Genomic DNA, 19,625 nt, shown 5'->3' with positions numbered 1-19,625 from the left:
AAAAACCTAAATAGGAGATGATTTTTTTGTTCGACAAAACTGATCAACTTGGTGTTAATACGGTGCGTATGCTTAGCATCGAATCAATCCAAAAGGCGAATTCCGGACATCCGGGTCTACCAATGGGAGCTGCGCCAATGGCGTACGCATTATGGACGAAGCATCTAAAAGTAAATCCAAAGACCTCAACAAACTGGTCTGACCGCGACAGATTTGTGTTATCAGCTGGTCATGGCTCTGCATTGTTATACAGCTTGCTTCATTTATCTGGCTATCAGGTTACGATTGATGATTTGAAGCAGTTCCGCCAATGGGACAGCAAGACACCTGGACATCCGGAGGTCGGACATACAGACGGCGTGGAAGCGACAACTGGTCCTCTTGGACAAGGAATTGCTATGGCTGTTGGGATGGCAATGTCGGAAGCACATTTGTCAGCAGTTTATAACCGAGACAGTTTCCCGGTTGTAGACCATTTCACCTATGCATTATGCGGGGACGGCGATTTGATGGAAGGCGTTTCTCAAGAAGCTGCATCGATGGCTGGTCATATGAAACTGGGCAAGTTAATTGTGTTGTATGATTCGAATGATATCTCTCTAGACGGCCCTACTTCAAAAGCATTTACTGAGAATGTAGGCGCTCGTTTTGAAGCTTATAACTGGCAGCATATTCTAGTAAAAGACGGTAATGATCTGGAAGCAATTTCGAAAGCAATTGAGGAAGCGAAGGCAGAAACCGATAAACCAACATTGATTGAAGTGAAGACAGTTATCGGCTACGGCTCTCCTAAAGAAGGCACATCGGCTGTTCACGGCGCTCCACTTGGTCAAGAAGGAATTGATGCAGCGAAAGTTGTCTATGGCTGGGAGGCTCCTGATTTTTCTGTTCCAGAGGAAGTTGCGGAACGCTTTAAAGAAGCAATGATTGCTGAAGGAGAAAAGGCAGAAGCAAAATGGAACGAAATGTTTAAAAACTATCGTAATGCTCATCCGGAGCTTGCTAAACAATATGAAGAAGCGTTTTCTGGGAAGCTGCCTGAAAATTGGGATAAAGAGTTACCAATATACGAAGTAGGCAGCAGTGCTGCAAGCCGAGTGACAAGTAAAGAGACAATTCATGCGATTTCTAAAGCTGTACCAAGCTTCTGGGGTGGATCAGCCGATCTTTCAGCATCGAATAATACGATGGTTGCAGGAGAAAAAGACTTTGAACCTGGACAATACGAAGGTCGTAATATTTGGTTTGGTGTTCGTGAATTTGCGATGGCAGCTGCGATGAACGGCATTCAGCTTCATGGCGGAACAAAAGTCTACGGTGGTACATTCTTTGTATTTACCGATTATCTGCGTCCAGCTATCAGACTTGCTGCAATTCAACACACACCAGTAACTTATGTTCTAACTCATGATTCAGTTGCCGTTGGGGAAGATGGTCCAACACATGAACCAATTGAACAGCTGGCAAGTGTTCGTTGTATGCCAGGTGTCCAAGTAATTCGTCCAGCAGACGGCAATGAAACAGTTGCGGCCTGGAAAATTGCGATGACAACAACCGACAAACCAACAATCCTTGTATTGAGCCGTCAAAATTTGCCGGTGATTGAAGGAACAAAGGAAAATGCAGTTGAAACAGTTGCTAAGGGTGCCTATGTTATTTCTCCTCAAAAAGGAGCGAAGCCGGAAGGTATTCTCATCGCTACAGGCTCTGAAGTGAATTTAGCTGTTGAAGCACAAAAAGCTTTAGCTGAACAAGGAAAAGATGTTTCTGTTGTCTCCATGCCAAGCTTTGATTTGTTTGAACAACAATCAGCTGAATACAAAGAAGCTGTTTTACCAAAAGAAGTGACAAAGCGTGTCGCTATCGAAGCTGCTTCGCCATTTGGCTGGGAGCGTTATGTTGGTAATGGAGCGATAATCGCTATTGACCATTTCGGTGCGTCAGCACCAGGCGACATTGTACTGAAAGAATTCGGCTTTACTGTTGAAAATGTTGTTGAAAAATACACAGCATTATAATTCTAAAATTAACTAATAGACGAATGACTAATTTTAGCCCTATGGTCATGGTAAGCGTAAAAACAGAATAGAACACAAGAACCTGGAACAAAATGCAGAAAATCTCTGATTTTGTTTCAGGTTTTTTTATTTGAATCTCCAAATATCTGCCAACTGGTTTTAAGTAGAGATTTTCGACTTTGTTTTACTTGTAATCTTATTGAAATAGTAACATTAGTTATTATTTTTATTTGCTTATTTTAAACTCGTAAAAACATCGTCTATATAATACTCAAATAAAAAAATGAATTTATTTATATGAAAACAAAAATATTACAAAAAAATTTCTATTCCTTTAAATTATTCTTTTCTGATTCTATATCGTTGTTTCTTTTTTCAAATCATTTTAAACTAATACTACGTTATCAGTTTGAGGAGGAAAAAAGTGAATGGAAAAATGTGAAACACGAAGCAGCAGGCATGTGAAAAGAACGATTCAAAAGAAAAAGAACCGTCACCGCTTTACTTCCGGCATGGGAGTTGCTTTATTATCTGTTCCATTAATTGGCGGAGTATTTGCTGGTTCTGAAGAAGTTGAAGCAACTGAATATGAACAAATATCTTCCGTTTCTCCAGAAAGCTTCATTGAATCAATCGGTTATTCTGCTTCATCTGTGGCTAGTGCCAATGATTTGTACGCTTCAGTAATGATTGCTCAAGCATTGCTCGAAAGCAGCTATGGCAATTCTCAATTGGCAGCAGCACCAAATTACAATCTTTTTGGTGTGAAGGGAAGCTACATGGGACAAACTGTTTATATGACCACTTCAGAATACCTTAATGATGAATGGTTAATCGCCGCTGAACCTTTTAGAGTTTATTCTTCTTATTATGAATCCTTTCAGGATCATGCCAATGTGATTTTGTCGGCTGTTTCAGGCTATGGGGATTATCACTATGCAGGTGTATGGAAAAGTAATACAAGCAGCTATATGGATGCAACTGCTGCATTGACCGGTACTTATGCAACAGATCCTGATTATGCGCAAAAGTTAAATTGGCTGATTGAAGCATATGCTTTAACAAGGTTTGATACAGGAACGGCGGGTTATAGCTATTATTCAACTGCTGCTGAAAATCAGGCAGTGATTTACGCAGAATCAGGCATTTCCAATTATACAGTAAATTCCGGCGATACCCTGTGGGGAATTGCAGAGAGCTATGGGTTAACGGTGGATCAGTTGATGGCTTTAAATGGCTTATCAAGTGATATGATTACTGTAGGACAGGTTCTTGAAGTTCGTTAACAAAAGAAAAAAAAGACAGAAAGCCAAGTAACTGTTCATGAAACTTAGACTAAACGCTAAATTTCATGAAGCGTTCAAAGGACTTTCTGTCTTTTTGCTTAGCGGCTGCCGCTTCGTAATTCTTCTAAGCGCCGCTCTCTGTTTTTAGTAATATCTTTCCTTCGCGGACGAGGGAGGATGGCGGCTTCGGTCACTGTACTCTCTCTTCGATGAGTAGTAACGTCGTCAAAATCAAAATGGGTTAGGTAATCAAGAACTTCACGAACAATCGGTGTGGGTGTAGAAGCGCCAGCTGTCACAGCCACCTTATTGACCTTTTTAAGCCATTCAGGCTGAATCTCTGTAACATCAGATACTCTGTATGCTTTGACATTCGCCTGTTGTTCAGAAACTTGAGCTAGCCGGTTGCTATTGTTGCTTTTGGGGTCTCCAACAACAATCGTTAAATCACAACCTTGTGCTTGTTCAACAACAGCTTCTTGGCGTACTTGAGTAGCTTTACAGATATCCTGATGGATTTCTATCCAAGGAAACTTTTCTTTAACCAGCTCGATTAAATCCAATACATCCCATTGACTCATAGTAGTCTGATTCGTCAAAAATAGTTTTTTATCTTTAGGAAAGTCTAATGCAGTAATGTCTTCCGCAGCTGCAATCAGATGTACCTGATCAGGAGCAACACCAACCGCGCCTTCTGGCTCAGGATGATTTTTTTTCCCTATATAGAGCACATCATAGCCTGCTGAAGTTTTTTGTTCAATCAGTTCATGGGTGATGGTTACATCCGGACAAGTCGCATCAATGACGGTAAGTCCTTTTGCCTGAGCAAGTTCCTTAATCTTTGGTGAGACACCATGTGCAGTTAAAATAATCGTGCCTGAGTCAACCTGAGCTAATATTTCTTCCCGGTTTTGCCCGTCCAAGGTCTGAATGCCGACGCTTTCAAAGGCCTCAGTAACATGCTGGTTGTGGACAATCATTCCTAATATATAGATGGGGCGTGGCAGTGTTTCATCTAATGAAACGTTTCTGGCAATTACCATTGCATCCACAACACCATAACAGTAGCCGCGGGGACTAATATTTACAATCTCCATAGATTTACTCCTTGTTCATTTTTTTCAGCTGTTTTTTCAACTATACACTATAATTATTAAAAATAAATAAAGTTCAAGTATATCTGCTTAACTATAGCAAACTAATGGCGTGATTTCAAAAAATGGGCTATTATTGATTAAAGCTACTATTTTAGATGGGGGAAGTACGTATGACAAAAATTGCTAAATCTGTTACTGAATTGATAGGTAAAACACCAATTGTTCAGCTTCAAAGAATTGTACCTGAAGAGGCTGCTGAGGTTTATGTAAAGCTGGAATTCTTTAATCCCGGCGGCAGTGTAAAAGACCGGATTGCTTTGAGCATGATTGAACAAGCCGAAAAAGATGGGAAGCTATCAGAAGGCGGAACAATCGTTGAGCCTACAAGTGGAAATACCGGCGTTGGATTAGCAATGGTTGGTGCTGCTAAAGGTTATAAGGTAATCATTGTTATGCCAGATACAATGAGTGTGGAACGCCGTCAGCTGATTCAGGCATATGGTGCTGAACTGATTCTAACACCTGGAGCAGAAGGGATGAAGGGTGCTATTGCAAAAGCAACAGAGCTTGCTGAACAAAATGGCTACTTTATGCCTTTGCAGTTTGAGAATCCGGCCAATCCAGCAATTCATGAGAAAACGACTGGTAAAGAAATAAGTGATGCTTTCGCAGATATTGGTCTGGATGCTTTTGTGGCAGGAATTGGCACAGGCGGTACGATTACTGGTGTTGGTCATGAACTGAAACAGATTTATTCAGATATTAAAGTGATTGCTGTTGAGCCAACAGAATCACCCGTTTTAGAAGGGGGAGCTCCTGGACCTCACAAAATTCAAGGGATTGGCGCTGGCTTTATTCCTGAAGTTCTTGATGTAGCTGTTTATGATGATATCTTGGCAATCAGCAGTGATGATGCAATGGAAACTGCTAGACAAGCAGCTGAAAAAGAAGGGCTGCTTGTAGGGATTTCAGCTGGAGCAGCCATTAAAGCAGCAATTGAAACGGCTAAAAAACTAGGAAAAGGCAAGAAAGTGTTGACAGTTATTCCAGATAACGGCGAGCGCTATCTTTCAACTGCTTTATATACTAAAGATAATTAACAGCAAAAACTATTTTAAATGATTTACAAACAATATATGGCCGACAGCTATTTCGTTGTCGGCTTATTTTAGTTTTTCCTGATTCCTATGTTATTACGTAAAAAGAAGTGAGATGAAAAGAAAGTTTTTCTAAATTACTGATATCGCTTTCTAAATTAAAAGGTTAACCTTTGTTTTTTTATCTATTTAGTATTTTATTTATTACATATATTTTTTGATTACTAAGAAATCGATGAATTATTAGCGGTTTTCCGCTATTTTCGGCATAATTTCTTGTCAAGCTAGATTATAAATAGTATTATTTAATAAAAGGAGGGGTTTATCAATGGATAATATTTTAGTTAAAAATGCAATGGCTGAACTCAAAGAAGCCAATATTCGTATCACTCCACAGCGCTATGCTATTTTGGAATATCTTATTGAAAATCACACGCATCCAACTGCTGACGAAATCTACCGATCATTAGAAAGTCGTTTTCCCAACATGAGTGTTGCTACTGTATATAATAATTTGAGACTCTTTACAGAAATTGGTTTTGTACAGGAGATGAGCTATGGAGATGCTTCCAGCCGTTTTGACTTTGGTTCAAAAAAACATTATCATGCAATCTGTCAAAACTGTGGTAAAATCGTAGATTTTCATTATCCCGGACTAGAAGATGTTGAGATGGCTGCAAGCCGTTTAACAGGTTTTGAGATCAACGAGCACCGCTTAGAGCTCTATGGGCTCTGCCCAGACTGTCAAAAACTAAAGGAAGAGGAGTAAGAAAGAAGCGATGATTATAAAAATACATACCGAAAATGCTCCGAAAGCTATTGGACCCTATGTTCAGGGAAATATTGTTAACGGCTTGTTGTTTGCTTCCGGTCAAGTACCGCTGGATCCTGCAACAGGGGAAATCGTAGGGGAAACGATTGAAGCGCAGACAAAACAGGTAATAAAAAATATTCAGGCAATTCTTGATGAAGCAGGCAGTTCTTTTGACCAGGTCGTGAAAACGACTTGTTTTCTAAAAGATATGAATGACTTTGCTGCATTTAATGAAGTGTATGCGGCGGCATTCTCAACGAAATTACCTGCACGTTCAGCTGTTGAAGTAGCTAGATTGCCAAAAGATGTGCTAATTGAGATTGAAGTTATCGCTGCAGTTGCTGATTAGGCGTGACTTTCACAAGCTTAGAGAAATGATTCTCTAAGCTTTTTTTGTTGATTTAATCATTATTATAAAAATCGTGAATCTTTATCACATGAAAATAGGAACAATTTTTTGTTAGTTTGTGAAAAAATAATTTTGAATTCACAAGCACATATATCGAATAATAATTATCAGTTTGCTATAGTTTTAATGTAAACCTTTAATAGGTTGCAAGAAAACTAAACTGTTGAGAGAAGGGGAATTTTTAATGAAAGTTGTAGTTGTCGGCTGTACTCACGCAGGTACCGCAGCAGTAAAAAACATTCTGGCAAATCATCCGGAGGCTGAAGTAACTGTTTATGAACGCAATGATAATGTATCGTTTTTATCATGCGGGATTGCTTTGTATGTTGGAGGCGTTGTGAAGGATGCTTCAGGACTATTTTATTCCAATCCAGAGGAGCTGGCTTCACTTGGTGCTAAAGTGAACATGGAGCATGAAGTGGAATCAATTGATGTTGATAAAAAAGAAGTCGTTGCTAAGGATTTGAAAACTGGCAGCGTGGAAACAATTTCTTATGATAAATTAGTTATGACAACAGGTTCTTGGCCGATTATACCGCCAATTCCAGGAATTGACTCTGAGAATATTCTATTATGTAAAAACTATAATCAGGCAAATGTGATTATAGAGAAAGCAAAAGATGCGCAGAAAGTCGTAGTTGTCGGCGGCGGTTATATCGGAATCGAATTGGTAGAAGCCTTTGTCGAGTCCGGCAAGCAGGTAACATTGATTGATGGTTTAGACCGTATTTTGAATAAATACTTGGACAAGCGTTTTACCGATGTTTTAGAGCAAGAGTTAGTTGACCGTGGTGTTCAGTTGGCTTTAGGAGAAAATGTTCAGGAATTTAAAACAGGTGCTGATGGTAAAGTAGAAAAAGTCATCACACCAAGTCAAGAATTTGATGCGGATATGGTGATTATGTGTGTTGGTTTCAAACCTAATACCTCTTTACTAGATGGTAAAGTAGAGATGCTGCCAAACGGTGCACTAGTTGTTGATGAATATATGCACACAAGCAATCCTGATATTTTTGCCGCAGGAGATAGTGCAGTAGTACACTATAATCCTAGTGATACAAAAAACTACATTCCTTTAGCGACGAATGCTGTTCGCCAAGGGATGCTGGTTGGCTATAATTTGACTGAAAACAGACTAGCTTATCGTGGAACCCAAGGTACTTCTGGTTTGTATTTGTTCGGCTGGAAAATTGGTTCAACAGGTGTAACAATGGAAAGTGCTGCATTGAACGGACTGGAAGTTGAAGCAACTTATATGGAGGATAATTATCGTCCTGAATTCATGCCGACCACAGAAAATGTTATGATGGAACTGGTCTATGAGAAGGATACAAACCGGATCGTCGGAGGACAATTAATGTCTAAATATGACATTACACAGTCTGCAAACACCTTATCTCTAGCTGTTCAAAATAAAATGACTGTTGAAGACTTGGCTCTTTCAGATTTCTTCTTCCAGCCTCATTTTGATAGACCTTGGAACTACCTGAATCTGCTGGCTCAAGCTGCCTTGGCAGATATCAATGGGAAGTAAACATTTTTTGAATTAAATGCCGGAAACTGAATAAAATTGTGGACTTGGAATATCAACCAGAAAATTTCTGGTTTGTTTCAAGTCCTTTTATATGGATCAGAGAACTTGACGTAACGACCTGAACAGCCTAGCGGAAACGATTTGGTAAAAACCGCCAATTCGATTACTCGATGCAATGCAGTTTAAATCATATACCTTCTAAATCACTTCAAAGCGGTTTGTCCCTCAGCTATTACCTTGTTGTGTTTGAGTACTTAAAAAGTGTTGGCAGATTTTTCTTAATGTAATTCTGCCAACAAAAAAATATCATTTTAATAATAAGAAAACAGGTATGGAACTGTTTTTTTAAGTCCCGTATTTGTTTTTATTTAGGGTATATGTTTTGCCTTTTGCAGAAAATTTTGAGATGCTTAGTATAGAAAATTTGAGGTGAAAAGATGAAAATGAATATAAAGGAAACAATTATCCGTTCACTATTTGCTCTGTTGGGCGTAGCTATACTTGCTTTTGGTGCTGCAACACTGAGAATAGGACAAGTAGGTTTAGACCCTTACACAGCTGCCAATATAGGGATTGGCGAGACATTAGGTCTTTCGTTAGGTGTTTATCAGTTAATCATTAATATAGTTATACTAATTTTAGTCTTTATTTTCGGCAGAAAGTACATTGGTATTGGTACAGTGATTAATATGGTATTAACAGGTTTTTTTATTGATTTCTTTACATGGATGTATACAAATCTATTTTCGATTGAGCTAAATTTGATTACTCAGGCAGCCCTTTTAATAATTGGTGTGGTCATTTTTACATTTGGCGCATCTTTCTACATGTCTGCAAAGCTGGGAAATGCTCCTTATGATGCAATCGCTCCGATTATTGTTGACAGGACTAATCTAAGCTATCGACTGATTCGGGTGAGCCAGGATGTTTTCTTTGTGATTCTTGCGTTTATTTTTGGGGGACCCGTTGGTGTAGGAACAGTCATCAATGCATTTTTTACTGGTCCTTTGATTGAATTCTGGAATAAAAAGGTAAGTGAACCCCTCATTGAAGCTCAGGTGAAAAAACAAACAAACTAAGGGCAGCTTAATCGATAGCTTCTAAAAAATAATGGAATACTCATGTGTTTCTCTACAGTCCAAACTAATGTCAGAATGATTATTTTTCATAATAGATTCATCAATGGAATAAACGACGGAAGCCGGAGAAAAACTTAACTGACAGTTAAGTTTTTCTCCGGTGTTTGTCTTTACTCTCCATTGTTTCAAAAATAATCCTATGATAAGGTTTAGATGAAGGAGGGATTATGATGAACCTAGGTGAAATGATTCGTAAATATAGGAGAAAACAGGAGCTAACACAAGAGAAGCTGGCCGCAGCGTTGGGTGTTTCCGCAGGAGCTGTAAGTAAATGGGAAACGAACAGCAGTCTTCCAGATACTGAATTGTTAGTACCGCTTGCCAGACAACTTCATGTTAGTCTGGATGAGTTATTTGACTATCAGTTAAGCTTGTCAGAAGCTGAAATCAAAAAAATCATAGACGAAGTTGCATTACTCTTTCAAAAACAGACATTTCAAGCCGGACTTGAACGAATTCAGTATTATTGTCGTGAGTTTCCACACTCAGAAGCTCTAAACTTTCAATTAGCAAAACTAATCTGGACATACAGCTTTTTAACGCCCTTTGAAAGTGAAGAAGAGGTTGACAAACGTCTACAGCAAGCATATGAACGCTTTCGTCCACTATTCACTTCTGAAAATGAACAGCTACGCTTAAGTGCGCTTTATGTTGGAGCAACTATCCTTATGGCCTTGGATCGCTATGATGAGCTGGAAGAAAAACTTCAAGAAATTCCTCAAATGTCTTATGACACTTTCTATATGAAACTTCGCGTTTTAGAGCATAAGAAAAAGTATCCACAAGCTGAAGCATTGACGGTTCGAAGATTATTTGAACGAGTAAATGAAGTGATTTCTTTAGCAGCTATCCTAATTAGGCTGAACGAACGGTTAGGCAACGAAAAATTAGCCAAAACCTATCTTGATTTGTCCAGGCAGCTGGAGCAGCTTTTTCAGCCGATCGCACCATCTTTAGCCAAGTATAGAAGTGTTCAAGAACAGGTAGATAAGGGAAACAGCGCAGAAGCAGGAAAGTTGCTGCTCCAAGCTGTTCAGGCAACTATCCTGCAGCCGACCGACTGGCATAATCATTATCTCTTTTCAGAAATTGAGCTTTCAGCAAATATTCACGAAGTGCAGCAGAGTAGAAAGCTCTTTTTGCAGGAACAACTGAATACTTTTTCAAAGCTTTCTGAGGATCCAAATTATAAAGCTGCTGAAAAGCTGGTAAATGAGTACGTAAATCAAGAATAAAATGAATGTGAATTTTCATTCTAAAAAAACATCGAATGACTGGAATAAAGCTGACTATAGCTTTTTCCATTATCATTTGATGTTTTTTTGTTCTGTCCCTTTGAAAAAGCCATAATTTTGATTAAAAATTTTCTCATTTTCAGCACAAAAATGTTAAATACATGGTAGTATAGCGAAGGACATTTCAGAAAGGGGTTTATAGATGAAAAGTATTATTTTAAAAAATTCAATTAAGGATACGTTATATGTGACCGTGGGGTCTTTTTTATTGGCTGCAGCGATTAATAGCATTATGCTGCCGATGTCGATTGTCTCCGGCGGTGTAACTGGTCTGAGTATTGTGCTGAATCATTTATTCAACTTAGACCCTGCACTGGTTTTATATGCAATCAATATTCCTTTATTAATTTTATGCTTTATTTTTTTAGGAAAAGAAAATGGTTTAAAAACAATATACGGCAGCCTGATTTTTCCATTTTTTGTGGCGATTACTTCTAATATACCTACTCTAACTGACAATTTACTACTTGCTGCTGTCTATGGCGGTATTGCAACAGGAATTGGCCTGGGATTAGTTTTTAGAGGGAATGCTTCTACAGGTGGAACGGCTATTCCAGCTCAAATTATTCATAAATATTTTAAAGTACCTTTAGGACTTTCAGTTTCGATTGTCGACGGTTTTATTATTTTTTCAGGATTGTTGGCTTTTGATGTGGATCGAATTCTATACTCATTAATGAGTTTATTTTTAATTGGACGAGTCATTGATATTATTCAGGTTGGTGTGGTTCGATCAAAGAATGTTTTTGTTGTTTCACCAAAATATGCAGAAATGAAGCAAGAGCTCTTAAAGATTTTAGATAAGGGTGTAACGATGATTCCGATTGAAGGCGGGTATCATGAGAAACAGGGAATGCTTTTAATGACGGTAATAAAAGAAAAAGATTTCCCTAAACTGAAAGAATCTCTCTTGCAGATTGACGAAAATGCCTTTATTATTTCCATGAATGCCAGCGAAGTGTTTGGGAGAGGTTTCAGTCTGCAGCGAATACTGGAATATATGGAGTAAAAGGGAACTTAGTTAAAAAGCATAAGTGCGTGGATGAAGAAAATCCCGCACTTTTTTTAGTGTGTAGCAAAAGATTTATGTGTATAATTGATAAAAAATAATATGGAGCATTTAATTAACGATAATTATATTATGTAAACTAAAAGGGTATTATGAAATATTTCTTTCCTTATAACTAGTTGAATGTTTGTGATAGAGGTGTGCTTGCTACACAACACAGGGAATCGAATGGCAAGGGAATCTTTAGTTGAAATCATGTTTAGAATAGAAAGCAGGTTGTTTTATGACAGAAAAAGCACTAGTTATTATTGATTTGCAGGTTGGCCTAGAAACAAAAACTAAAAAACTTTTTCAGCTGCAGCAGGTTCTTAAAAAAGTGAATCTGCGGATAAAGAGCTACAGAGAGAGGGATATGCCAATCATTTTTATCCAACATGAGGATGAAGAGCTGCTTTATGGTACGGACAGCTGGCAGCTTTTCCCAGAGCTTGAGGCAAAAAAAGAAGACTATTATGTCTCAAAAAAACATGCTAATTCTTTTTTTCACACAGAGTTGTCTAAACTTTTAGAGGGTTTATCCGTTGATACACTGGAAATCTGTGGTGCTCAGACAGAGTTTTGTGTAGATACAACGATTCGCTTTGCACACGGATTAGGCTATAAAATTTTTATGCAGAAAGGAACAGCTACGACTCTTGATAATGATAACTGGACTGCAGAAGAGATTATTCAGTATCATGAAACTATCTGGAATCAGCGTTTTCTACTATTTTTTGACTAGCAGCTGGACTCTCTCCTTAGGTCAGACTGTATAATAGAGATAATATAGGTGGGAGAGGAGAAAGAGATGAACTCAAAAACAGTTGAAGCTCGGCAAATGCTGATTAAAACAAAAACAACAGACTGGTTTGGTACAGAATATACAATGAACATGTACCGTGGCTGTGATCATGGCTGTATTTATTGTGATTCACGAAGTGAATGCTATCAAATCGAAAATTTTGATAGTGTGGTTTATAAGGAAAACGGATTGGTTCTTTTAAATCAAGAGCTTCAGTCCAAGCGTAAAAAAGGAATCGTCGGATTCGGTGCAGCATCTGATGCCTATAATCATTTAGATAAAAAAATAGGCTTGACCAAGAAAGTTCTAACTCTTCTTGATCAGCATGGCTTCGGTATATCTCTGGCAACGAAAAGTGCGATACTCACACGGGATATTGCAGAGTACAAACAAATACAAGTACATTCTCCAGTAAATCTTGGCTTTTCCTTTAGTACTTCTATTGATCGTGTAGCAGCTAAAATTGAACGACATGTTTCCTTGCCAAGCGAACGCTTCCAAGCAATCGAAGCATGTAAAGACAACGGACTGTACTGCGGTATTCTTTTGATGCCGGTACTTCCATATATAACTGACAGCTGGAAGCTGATGGCTGATTTAATTATGAAAGCACACGAAGTACAGGCTGACTATATTTATCCCATGTTCGGCATGACCTTAAGAGATCGGCAAAAGGAGCATTACTTTAATGCCCTGCAAAAAATATCAAAACCGATTGCCGATCAATACGAAAAGAACTATAAAAATACTTATTTTTTTCCTGCTGAAAACTATGAGCAGTTAAGCTACAATTTTAAAAATTTGTGTACTAAATTGGGCATAGTCTATGAAATGAGCGAGATTATCACGAATTACCAAAAACCATATCAGATAGAACAAGAACGTTTATTTTAGTTAAAACATCAGTTGGTTTTTCTGCGGTAAAAAGGAGGAACATATGAATATTAGACCAATTACTCAAAATGATGCCTTGGAGTTCTTAAATATGCAGCATGGGCTGGATAAGAGCAGTTCATATATGCTGCTTGAGCCAGGTGAAAGAATAGCAACGGTTGAAGATACTGTCAGAAGAATCGATCAGATATTAACAGCTAAGGATTTTCTTTTTGTTGCAATAGATGACACAGGGGCTATTGGTGGATATCTTCAAGCAGAAAGAGCTGCTTTTAATAAAATTCAGCATTCGGCTTATATTGTTATCGGTTTACTACCTTCGATTCAAGGGAAAGGTCTTGGTACTATGCTGTTTGAGGAATTAGACCGCTGGGCCGAAAAAATGGGGGTTACTCGTTTGGAATTAACAGTAGTAACAGTGAATGAAGGAGCGGTGGCTTTATATAAAAAAAGCGGGTTTGAAATTGAAGGCACAAAAAGAAAAGCCATCTATCAAGATGGCCGCTTCTTAGATGAATATTATATGTCTAAAATCTTTGATTGAATTAGAAGCGATAGCGTTTGAGTCATAGCTAATGGCCCAAGCGTTTCTTTCGCTAATCGCTGATTCGTGTTTTCTGTCATTTTAAGATATTCCTTCTTGTTACTGAGATAAATTATAGAGTAGGAACGAATGCTTAACAGAATAAAGAGAAGCTTGGATAGCAGTAATATCCGTTTCGCCGTTTTCTAAACTAGCCACTACGCCTTTTAAAATTTCTTTAATCTTATCAACTAGAAAATCAGGAAAGTAGCTATCTTGATACATATCTGTAAAATAGTCATAATTGCTCATTTAATCACTCTTCTATACATAATCCGAAAATAGGATATTTATTAAAAAAAGTGATACTTGATGCTTTAACATTCTCATCGTACAAGTAATTCCGTTCCAATAAGGACATTTGTATCTGAAAGATTATTCTTTATCATAAGTTCTTCCAGTGATAGACCATGCTGCTCAGCAATCAATGAAAGAGCGTCACCAGCCTGAACGACATAAGTTGTTGGCTGAGGCTGAACCTCTTCCACAGCTGGCTCTGCTGCCGGCTGTTCGGCTGCTGGTTCAACTGCAGGTGCCTCTGTTGGTTCAGGGGCAGCAACAGAGGATTCAGTTGTAGCTCCACCTGTTTGCGGCAGCGCTTCGGAGGCAGCCGGCGGAGTGCTGGTAGTTGTTTCAGTTCCAGAAGCTGTTTTAATTGAGCCGGTAGATAAACTGGAGTTAAGCTTATTTACCTGGTCTTCAAGCTTCGTAATTTTCTCTCCTACGTTTGATGTACCTGTATCGGATTGATACGTGCGGTAAACAAGATAACCAAGTCCTAAAGAATTAATAAATACTAAAATAAGCAAGAAGATAAGCAGCACAGGTGATTCGCTGTTCCTTCTTGATGATCTGCTTGTATGATTTTCTTCCATAAATAACTCCCCTTTTTCCAAATGATTCTTCTAAATAGTATAGCACATTCACAAAAAAATAACTTGCGTTTTTTTAGAAAAAAATGTGACTTCAATGAAAGCAGAGGAGATAAATAGATTAGTATGTTATCATAATGAATCAAGTGATAAAATTCTTTTGCTTACTTATAAATAACAAAAGACGAGGAGGAAAAGGAATGCTGCTCACTAGACAAATAGAACAGCTCCAGAGAATCGAAAGGTATACAGCTGCCGTTTTGGCTGAGGATCAAACAGGGCATGGAATGGATCATATCCAACGAGTGGTACATCTTGCAGGTCAAATTGCAGAGAGGGAAGACTGTAACGATTTTATTGTTATTGCAGGAGCCTATCTTCATGATGTAGTTGATGACAAGCTGGTTCATGATGAGCAAGAAGCCTACGAGAAGCTGGCTTTTTTTCTTAAAGATATCTGTGTTTCTGAAGAAGAACGTCAACACATTTTCCATGTACTCGCAAATGTATCTTACAGCAAAGAAAAATTGAACGGAAAGAATCCGAATCTATCCTTAGAGGCGAAGATTGTTCAGGATGCCGACCGACTGGATGCCTTAGGAGCTATAGGTATTTTGCGAACGGCCTACTATGGTGCTACAGTAGGACACAAGATACATGATCCTGAACTTCCAGTTCAGTCTTTCATTTCTAAAGAAGAATACCGCAAAGGAAGTACAGTCATTAACCATTTTTACGAAAAATTATTGAAAATAAATGAAGGGCTGCATACGGCTCATGGTAAGAAGCTTGGACAAAAACGCCATGATTTTCTACTGTCTTTTTTAGAGGAATTTTATGATGAATGGGTGTAAAAAAGAAAGATACGTACTTTTAAAATGGACTGGTAAAATGGACTGGAGCATCGTCAGCTTGACGCATGCCCAGTCCTATCTAGTAACTATTTATGAAGGATCAGCCAAAGAGGTTTCTGAAAGCAGGGGCTGATCCAGCGCTCTCATAGACTTCAATGAACTAAAATAAAAACAAATCAACATTCCGGCAATTCCTAGCAAAAATAACAAAAAGGCTGAGCCTGCTCCGGCACCTGTTCCAAAGATTGGAAAGCGCTGCGAATTGGTGCGCATGAGCGGTTCAAATACATCATCAATTAGTATTCCAGCCAGCAAGTGGCCTAAAGGAATAGTAAAAAACTGTAGTGAGTTGCGGACAGAAAAAACACGTCCCTGCATTTCAATAGGGATTCTTTCCCTCAGCAGCACGTCCATATTGGCGCTCATAAAAGGGATTGGAAGCCAACCGAGTACAGCTCCTACGTACCAGAAGGGAATTGATTCAGTCAAAGCAAGAATAAAATTTTCTGTACTCATCGAAATAAAAAGAGCGATGCAGATTATTCGAATTCTCTTTTTCGGGGCAGGCTGAAAAGACACAATAATACTGCCAAGAAGACTTGCAATGCCTGTAAAAGCATTAAACATGCCTAGAACCGTTTCCTGCTCCTTGTATTTGGTTAGAACTAATGCAGGCAGAGCTGTGTCCGACATCGAAGCAATCAGGTTGATTCCAGATAAGAATAAGATTAGCTGGAGAATTCCTAAATGCTCTTTTAAAAAGGAAATACCTTCTTTAAGCAGTTGGAAAACAGAGGTCTGTTCTTCATCTTTTTTGAGTGCATCTAGAAGAGGTAAATGGATAAAAAATAATAAGCTGATAAACGCTGCCGAAAAGGTTATTCCATCGAAAATCAGAACAAATTCAATGTTAAAAAATGAAAGCAGCATTGTAGCAAAAACCGGAGTCAGAATAGTGACTAAAGAGTTGGAAAATGATCGCAGACCGCTGGTTTTCTGATAATACTTTTGGGGTGTTAGCAATGTAATCGCCACATCTGAAGCCGGTGACTGAAAGGCACCCATCAGACCATTAATAATATTGATCAAATACAGATGCCAGATTTCCAGCTGATTTGTTTTTAGCAGCCAGGAAGCAGTCAGCGTCCCAACAACGGCTATACTATCACAAAACAGGATAGTCTTTTTTTTATCCCATTTATCGCTTAACGCACCAGCAAACATGCTTAATAGAACATAGGGCGCATAAGAACAAACCGTGAGCAGTCCCATTGTCAATGCGGAACCTTGCTGCTGATAAATCCATATAATCAATGCAAAGCTTGTCATTGAACTCCCTAAAGAAGATAACGCTTGTGTGACCCATAAAATGATAAAAGCTTTTAGTTGTTTTAATTCTTGTACTTGTTGATTTAACATGACTTTGCTCCTTAATAATTGTAATTTTCAAAGGAATGCAAAGTCAGTTGGAACAACTAGATAAATTTTGTAAAAGAATGAAGCGACAGTCTTTCAACTTTTTCTGTCTATCCTACAGGATAGGACTGTCTCCCGAATATAGAATCTTCTACAAGATTTATACAGATTTTATTTACTCCATGCAGTGTGTTCCAAAGACTTTGCATGGAGCTTCGCAATACAGATTACCATATCGATTTCCTCCTATTGAGATGATTTCTTTTATTATATCTAAAATAAAGTGAAATAACATCATCTGCTCAGCAAAATAAAAACGACCGTTGGATTTAAGCAGGAAAGGACTTGCAGCTTGCTGCTGGAATTCCTTTTTAATAAAAAAAGCTGGCGAATAGTGATGCGATTTTTGGGAGTTAAAATAATGAAGTACAGGTACTGATTTTATGATTTGGTATTGACTAATCTAGATATGTTACACTGTCTATACTTGGTACTAGTTAGATGGAGGATAACATGGAACAATTAAATATAGATGTTTCTTTAGTAAAAAAACTTATTGAAAAACAATTTCCCAAGTGGAAAAATCTTGCAGTCAAACCTGTCCGTTTTAGCGGCCACGATAATCGAACCTTTCACTTAGGCGATTAGTTAACGGTTCGCTTGCCCAGTGGAGAGGCCTACGCACCACAAATAGAGAAAGAAGCAGCTTGGCTGCCGTATCTAGGCAAAGAATTGTCTTTATCAATTACCTCTCAAGTAGCTTTGGGTCAGCGGGATTCACTCTTTCCCTATCCTTGGTCAGTGAATCAATGGTTGGAAGGCGATATATTGACTAAAGAAAACGTAGATTCAGAGGTTTTAGCACTGGAGCTGGGGAACTTTTTAAATGAACTGAAAGAAATTGACGCTTCTTCTGGACCAGCAGCGGGCCAGCATAATTTTTACCGGGGAGGAGAATTGCAGATTTACAACAACGAAGTAATAGAAGGGATTCAGTACTTATCTGAGGTGTATGATCCAGATAAGCTGACAGCTTTATGGGAAGCAGCATTACGTACACAATGGCAGCATTCGCCGGTGTGGGTCCATGGAGACATTGCCCCAGGAAATTTACTTGTGAATACCGGACATTTAACGGCTGTTATTGATTTTGGTATTCTGGGTACAGGAGATCCTGCCTGTGACTATGCAATGTCTTGGAGCTTCTTTGACCAGCCTTCAAGAGAACTTTTCCTGAAAACATTGCCCTGTGATGAGGGGACTCGCTTACGCGCGATGGGCTGGGCCTTGTGGAAAGCTATCATCACCTATCACGATCAGCAGCTGCTGCTTCATCAACAGGCTGTACACACAATTTCGGAAATAATGACAGAATATCAGTCATTTGTATGACGAAAGATACATCGCTGGACTTATGAATTCTCTTCGTTAGTTCGTTATAATAAACTTATGAAAAAGAGTACACGAAGGAGAGCAATCATATGAAAAAGTTAAGTTTAACGATTTTGGGGATTTCGAGCTGCTTTTTATTAAGCGGATGTCAAGCATTAGGGGGCCAAACCTCTTACCATGAAAAAGAGTACACAGGGGATGATTCAATTCGAACAATCGAGTTGACTGATAAAAACATGACAGTAAGTGTTGTCGGTGTTGAAGAAAATCAACCTTTAACCATCAATTACTATGAAAACAATTATTCTACTTACGATATTGAGCAAAAAGGCAACAAATTAGTGATGGAGAAAAAAGAAAAATCAAGAGGACTTAATTTATTCTCCTACATTAATTTTAATTTTCATAAGCTGGACGTTGTTGTCGAGGTTCCGAAAGACCAAATTGATCAAGTAAAAGTCAAAACAACCAATGCCAAAATAGATGCGGAAGATTTAAATCTTAAGAGTGCTGATTTTGAAACAACAAACGGAAAAATTGAGTTGGATAGTATTGCTGTGTCAGGAAAAATTCATGGACAGACAACAAATGGGAAAATTGACTTAAATGATTTAACAGGAAAAGAAGCAGTTTTTACCACTACCAATGGAAAGATTAATTTTGATGATTTTTCTGTTTCTAGAAAGTTGGAGCTGGGAACAACGAATGGAGCAGTGAAGGGCTCGATCATCGGAAATGAAGCTGACTTTAAGATTACTTCAAGCACTACAAATGGAAAAAATAGCCTAAACAATCGAAATTCTGGTGAAAAAGAATTAGCAGTAAAAACAACGAATGGAAAAATAGCTGTTGATTTTACTGGAAATGATTAAAGGATTTCATGTCAGTTTGAACTGGCAGAATAAAACTGAAAAAAATCTTGACGCTTGGAACAAAAAGCAGTTATTTCGGCTCTTTGTCAACTAATGTTGGTGAAGAGAAATCTTAGAATTTTTGAAGATCAAGAGGAAACATTTCTCTTGGTCTTTTTTAGTTTACAATTAAAGCGTTGCCGTGGCGAATCATAATTCGCAGT

The 19,625-nt window shown here is 38.3% G+C and carries 20 protein-coding genes; 16 read left to right on the top strand and 4 right to left on the bottom strand.

Annotation, left to right across the window (positions count from 1 at the left end):
• Positions 1-26: 26 nt before the first annotated feature.
• Both tkt and ACPWSO_RS13730 read left to right on the top strand, forming a co-directional pair.
• Positions 27-2,018, top strand: coding sequence for a transketolase (tkt, locus tag ACPWSO_RS13735; protein ID WP_426084146.1), 1,992 nt, complete (start codon positions 27-29; stop codon positions 2,016-2,018).
• A 428-nt stretch (positions 2,019-2,446) separates the two neighbouring features.
• Positions 2,447-3,304: a glucosaminidase domain-containing protein gene (locus ACPWSO_RS13730; protein ID WP_426084145.1), complete on the top strand. Its 858-nt coding sequence runs from the start codon at positions 2,447-2,449 to the stop codon at positions 3,302-3,304.
• 98 nt (positions 3,305-3,402) lie between these two features.
• Here ACPWSO_RS13730 and ACPWSO_RS13725 read toward each other — a convergent pair whose 3' ends face one another.
• Entirely contained in the window at positions 3,403-4,401 is a 999-nt protein-coding gene (locus tag ACPWSO_RS13725; protein ID WP_426084144.1) for a 4-hydroxy-3-methylbut-2-enyl diphosphate reductase, read from the bottom strand.
• Between the two features lie 170 nt (positions 4,402-4,571).
• On the opposite strand from ACPWSO_RS13725, the gene cysK reads away from it, so the two are divergent.
• From cysK to ACPWSO_RS13675, 10 genes are all read left to right on the top strand, one after another.
• Positions 4,572-5,501, top strand: coding sequence for a cysteine synthase A (gene cysK / locus ACPWSO_RS13720; protein WP_426084143.1), 930 nt, complete (start codon positions 4,572-4,574; stop codon positions 5,499-5,501).
• Positions 5,502-5,826: 325 nt separating this feature from the next.
• Positions 5,827-6,267 carry a peroxide-responsive transcriptional repressor PerR gene (gene perR, locus ACPWSO_RS13715; protein ID WP_426084142.1) on the top strand — a complete coding sequence of 147 codons (441 nt, stop codon included), beginning with the start codon at positions 5,827-5,829 and terminating at the stop codon, positions 6,265-6,267.
• A gap of 10 nt (positions 6,268-6,277) precedes the next feature.
• Entirely contained in the window at positions 6,278-6,661 is a 384-nt protein-coding gene (locus ACPWSO_RS13710; protein WP_426084141.1) for a RidA family protein, read from the top strand.
• A 244-nt stretch (positions 6,662-6,905) separates the two neighbouring features.
• Entirely contained in the window at positions 6,906-8,255 is a 1,350-nt protein-coding gene (locus tag ACPWSO_RS13705; RefSeq protein WP_426084140.1) for an NADH oxidase, read from the top strand.
• Positions 8,256-8,698: 443 nt separating this feature from the next.
• A complete protein-coding gene (locus ACPWSO_RS13700; RefSeq protein WP_426084227.1) occupies positions 8,699-9,334 on the top strand; it encodes a YczE/YyaS/YitT family protein in 636 nt (211 codons plus the stop codon).
• Between the two features lie 230 nt (positions 9,335-9,564).
• Positions 9,565-10,629 carry a helix-turn-helix domain-containing protein gene (locus ACPWSO_RS13695; RefSeq protein ID WP_426084139.1) on the top strand — a complete coding sequence of 355 codons (1,065 nt, stop codon included), beginning with the start codon at positions 9,565-9,567 and terminating at the stop codon, positions 10,627-10,629.
• A gap of 202 nt (positions 10,630-10,831) precedes the next feature.
• Positions 10,832-11,698 carry a YitT family protein gene (locus ACPWSO_RS13690; protein WP_426084138.1) on the top strand — a complete coding sequence of 289 codons (867 nt, stop codon included), beginning with the start codon at positions 10,832-10,834 and terminating at the stop codon, positions 11,696-11,698.
• A 283-nt stretch (positions 11,699-11,981) separates the two neighbouring features.
• Positions 11,982-12,479 carry a cysteine hydrolase family protein gene (locus ACPWSO_RS13685; RefSeq protein ID WP_426084137.1) on the top strand — a complete coding sequence of 166 codons (498 nt, stop codon included), beginning with the start codon at positions 11,982-11,984 and terminating at the stop codon, positions 12,477-12,479.
• 66 nt (positions 12,480-12,545) lie between these two features.
• Positions 12,546-13,433: an SPL family radical SAM protein gene (locus ACPWSO_RS13680; protein WP_426084136.1), complete on the top strand. Its 888-nt coding sequence runs from the start codon at positions 12,546-12,548 to the stop codon at positions 13,431-13,433.
• Between the two features lie 43 nt (positions 13,434-13,476).
• The gene (locus ACPWSO_RS13675) at positions 13,477-13,977 is read left to right on the top strand and encodes a GNAT family N-acetyltransferase (RefSeq protein ID WP_426084135.1); all 501 of its coding nucleotides are present in this window, start codon (positions 13,477-13,479) and stop codon (positions 13,975-13,977) included.
• Between the two features lie 99 nt (positions 13,978-14,076).
• Here ACPWSO_RS13675 and ACPWSO_RS13670 read toward each other — a convergent pair whose 3' ends face one another.
• Together ACPWSO_RS13670 and ACPWSO_RS13665 are read right to left on the bottom strand one after the other, a co-directional pair.
• Positions 14,077-14,268, bottom strand: coding sequence for a DUF5713 family protein (locus ACPWSO_RS13670; RefSeq protein WP_426084134.1), 192 nt, complete (start codon positions 14,266-14,268; stop codon positions 14,077-14,079).
• 74 nt (positions 14,269-14,342) lie between these two features.
• Positions 14,343-14,891: a LysM peptidoglycan-binding domain-containing protein gene (locus ACPWSO_RS13665; RefSeq protein ID WP_426084133.1), complete on the bottom strand. Its 549-nt coding sequence runs from the start codon at positions 14,889-14,891 to the stop codon at positions 14,343-14,345.
• Between the two features lie 215 nt (positions 14,892-15,106).
• On the opposite strand from ACPWSO_RS13665, the gene ACPWSO_RS13660 reads away from it, so the two are divergent.
• Positions 15,107-15,742, top strand: a complete 636-nt coding sequence (locus ACPWSO_RS13660; protein WP_426084226.1) for an HD domain-containing protein — start codon at positions 15,107-15,109, stop codon at positions 15,740-15,742.
• Positions 15,743-15,832: 90 nt separating this feature from the next.
• On the opposite strand, the gene ACPWSO_RS13655 is transcribed toward ACPWSO_RS13660, so the two are convergent.
• Positions 15,833-17,161 carry an MFS transporter gene (locus ACPWSO_RS13655; protein ID WP_426084132.1) on the bottom strand — a complete coding sequence of 443 codons (1,329 nt, stop codon included), beginning with the start codon at positions 17,159-17,161 and terminating at the stop codon, positions 15,833-15,835.
• 510 nt (positions 17,162-17,671) lie between these two features.
• Between ACPWSO_RS13655 and ACPWSO_RS13650 the strand changes: the two genes are divergently transcribed.
• The 3 genes from ACPWSO_RS13650 (at position 17,672) to ACPWSO_RS13640 (ending at position 19,422) form a co-directional block, all read left to right on the top strand.
• Positions 17,672-17,806 (top strand): hypothetical protein, encoded by a 135-nt coding sequence (locus tag ACPWSO_RS13650; protein WP_426084131.1) that lies wholly within the window; start codon positions 17,672-17,674, stop codon positions 17,804-17,806.
• 12 nt (positions 17,807-17,818) lie between these two features.
• On the top strand, positions 17,819-18,550 hold the full coding sequence (locus tag ACPWSO_RS13645) for an aminoglycoside phosphotransferase family protein (protein WP_426084130.1): 732 nt from the start codon (positions 17,819-17,821) through the stop codon (positions 18,548-18,550).
• An 89-nt stretch (positions 18,551-18,639) separates the two neighbouring features.
• Entirely contained in the window at positions 18,640-19,422 is a 783-nt protein-coding gene (locus ACPWSO_RS13640) for a DUF4097 family beta strand repeat-containing protein (protein WP_426084129.1), read from the top strand.
• Positions 19,423-19,625 lie beyond the last annotated feature (203 nt).

The sequence above is a fragment of the Enterococcus sp. LJL51 genome (assembly GCF_049894025.1).
Taxonomy (GTDB): domain Bacteria; phylum Bacillota; class Bacilli; order Lactobacillales; family Enterococcaceae; genus Enterococcus_L.
Note: the sequence above shows the minus strand (reverse complement) of the source record. Positions and strands in the feature narration are given on the sequence as shown.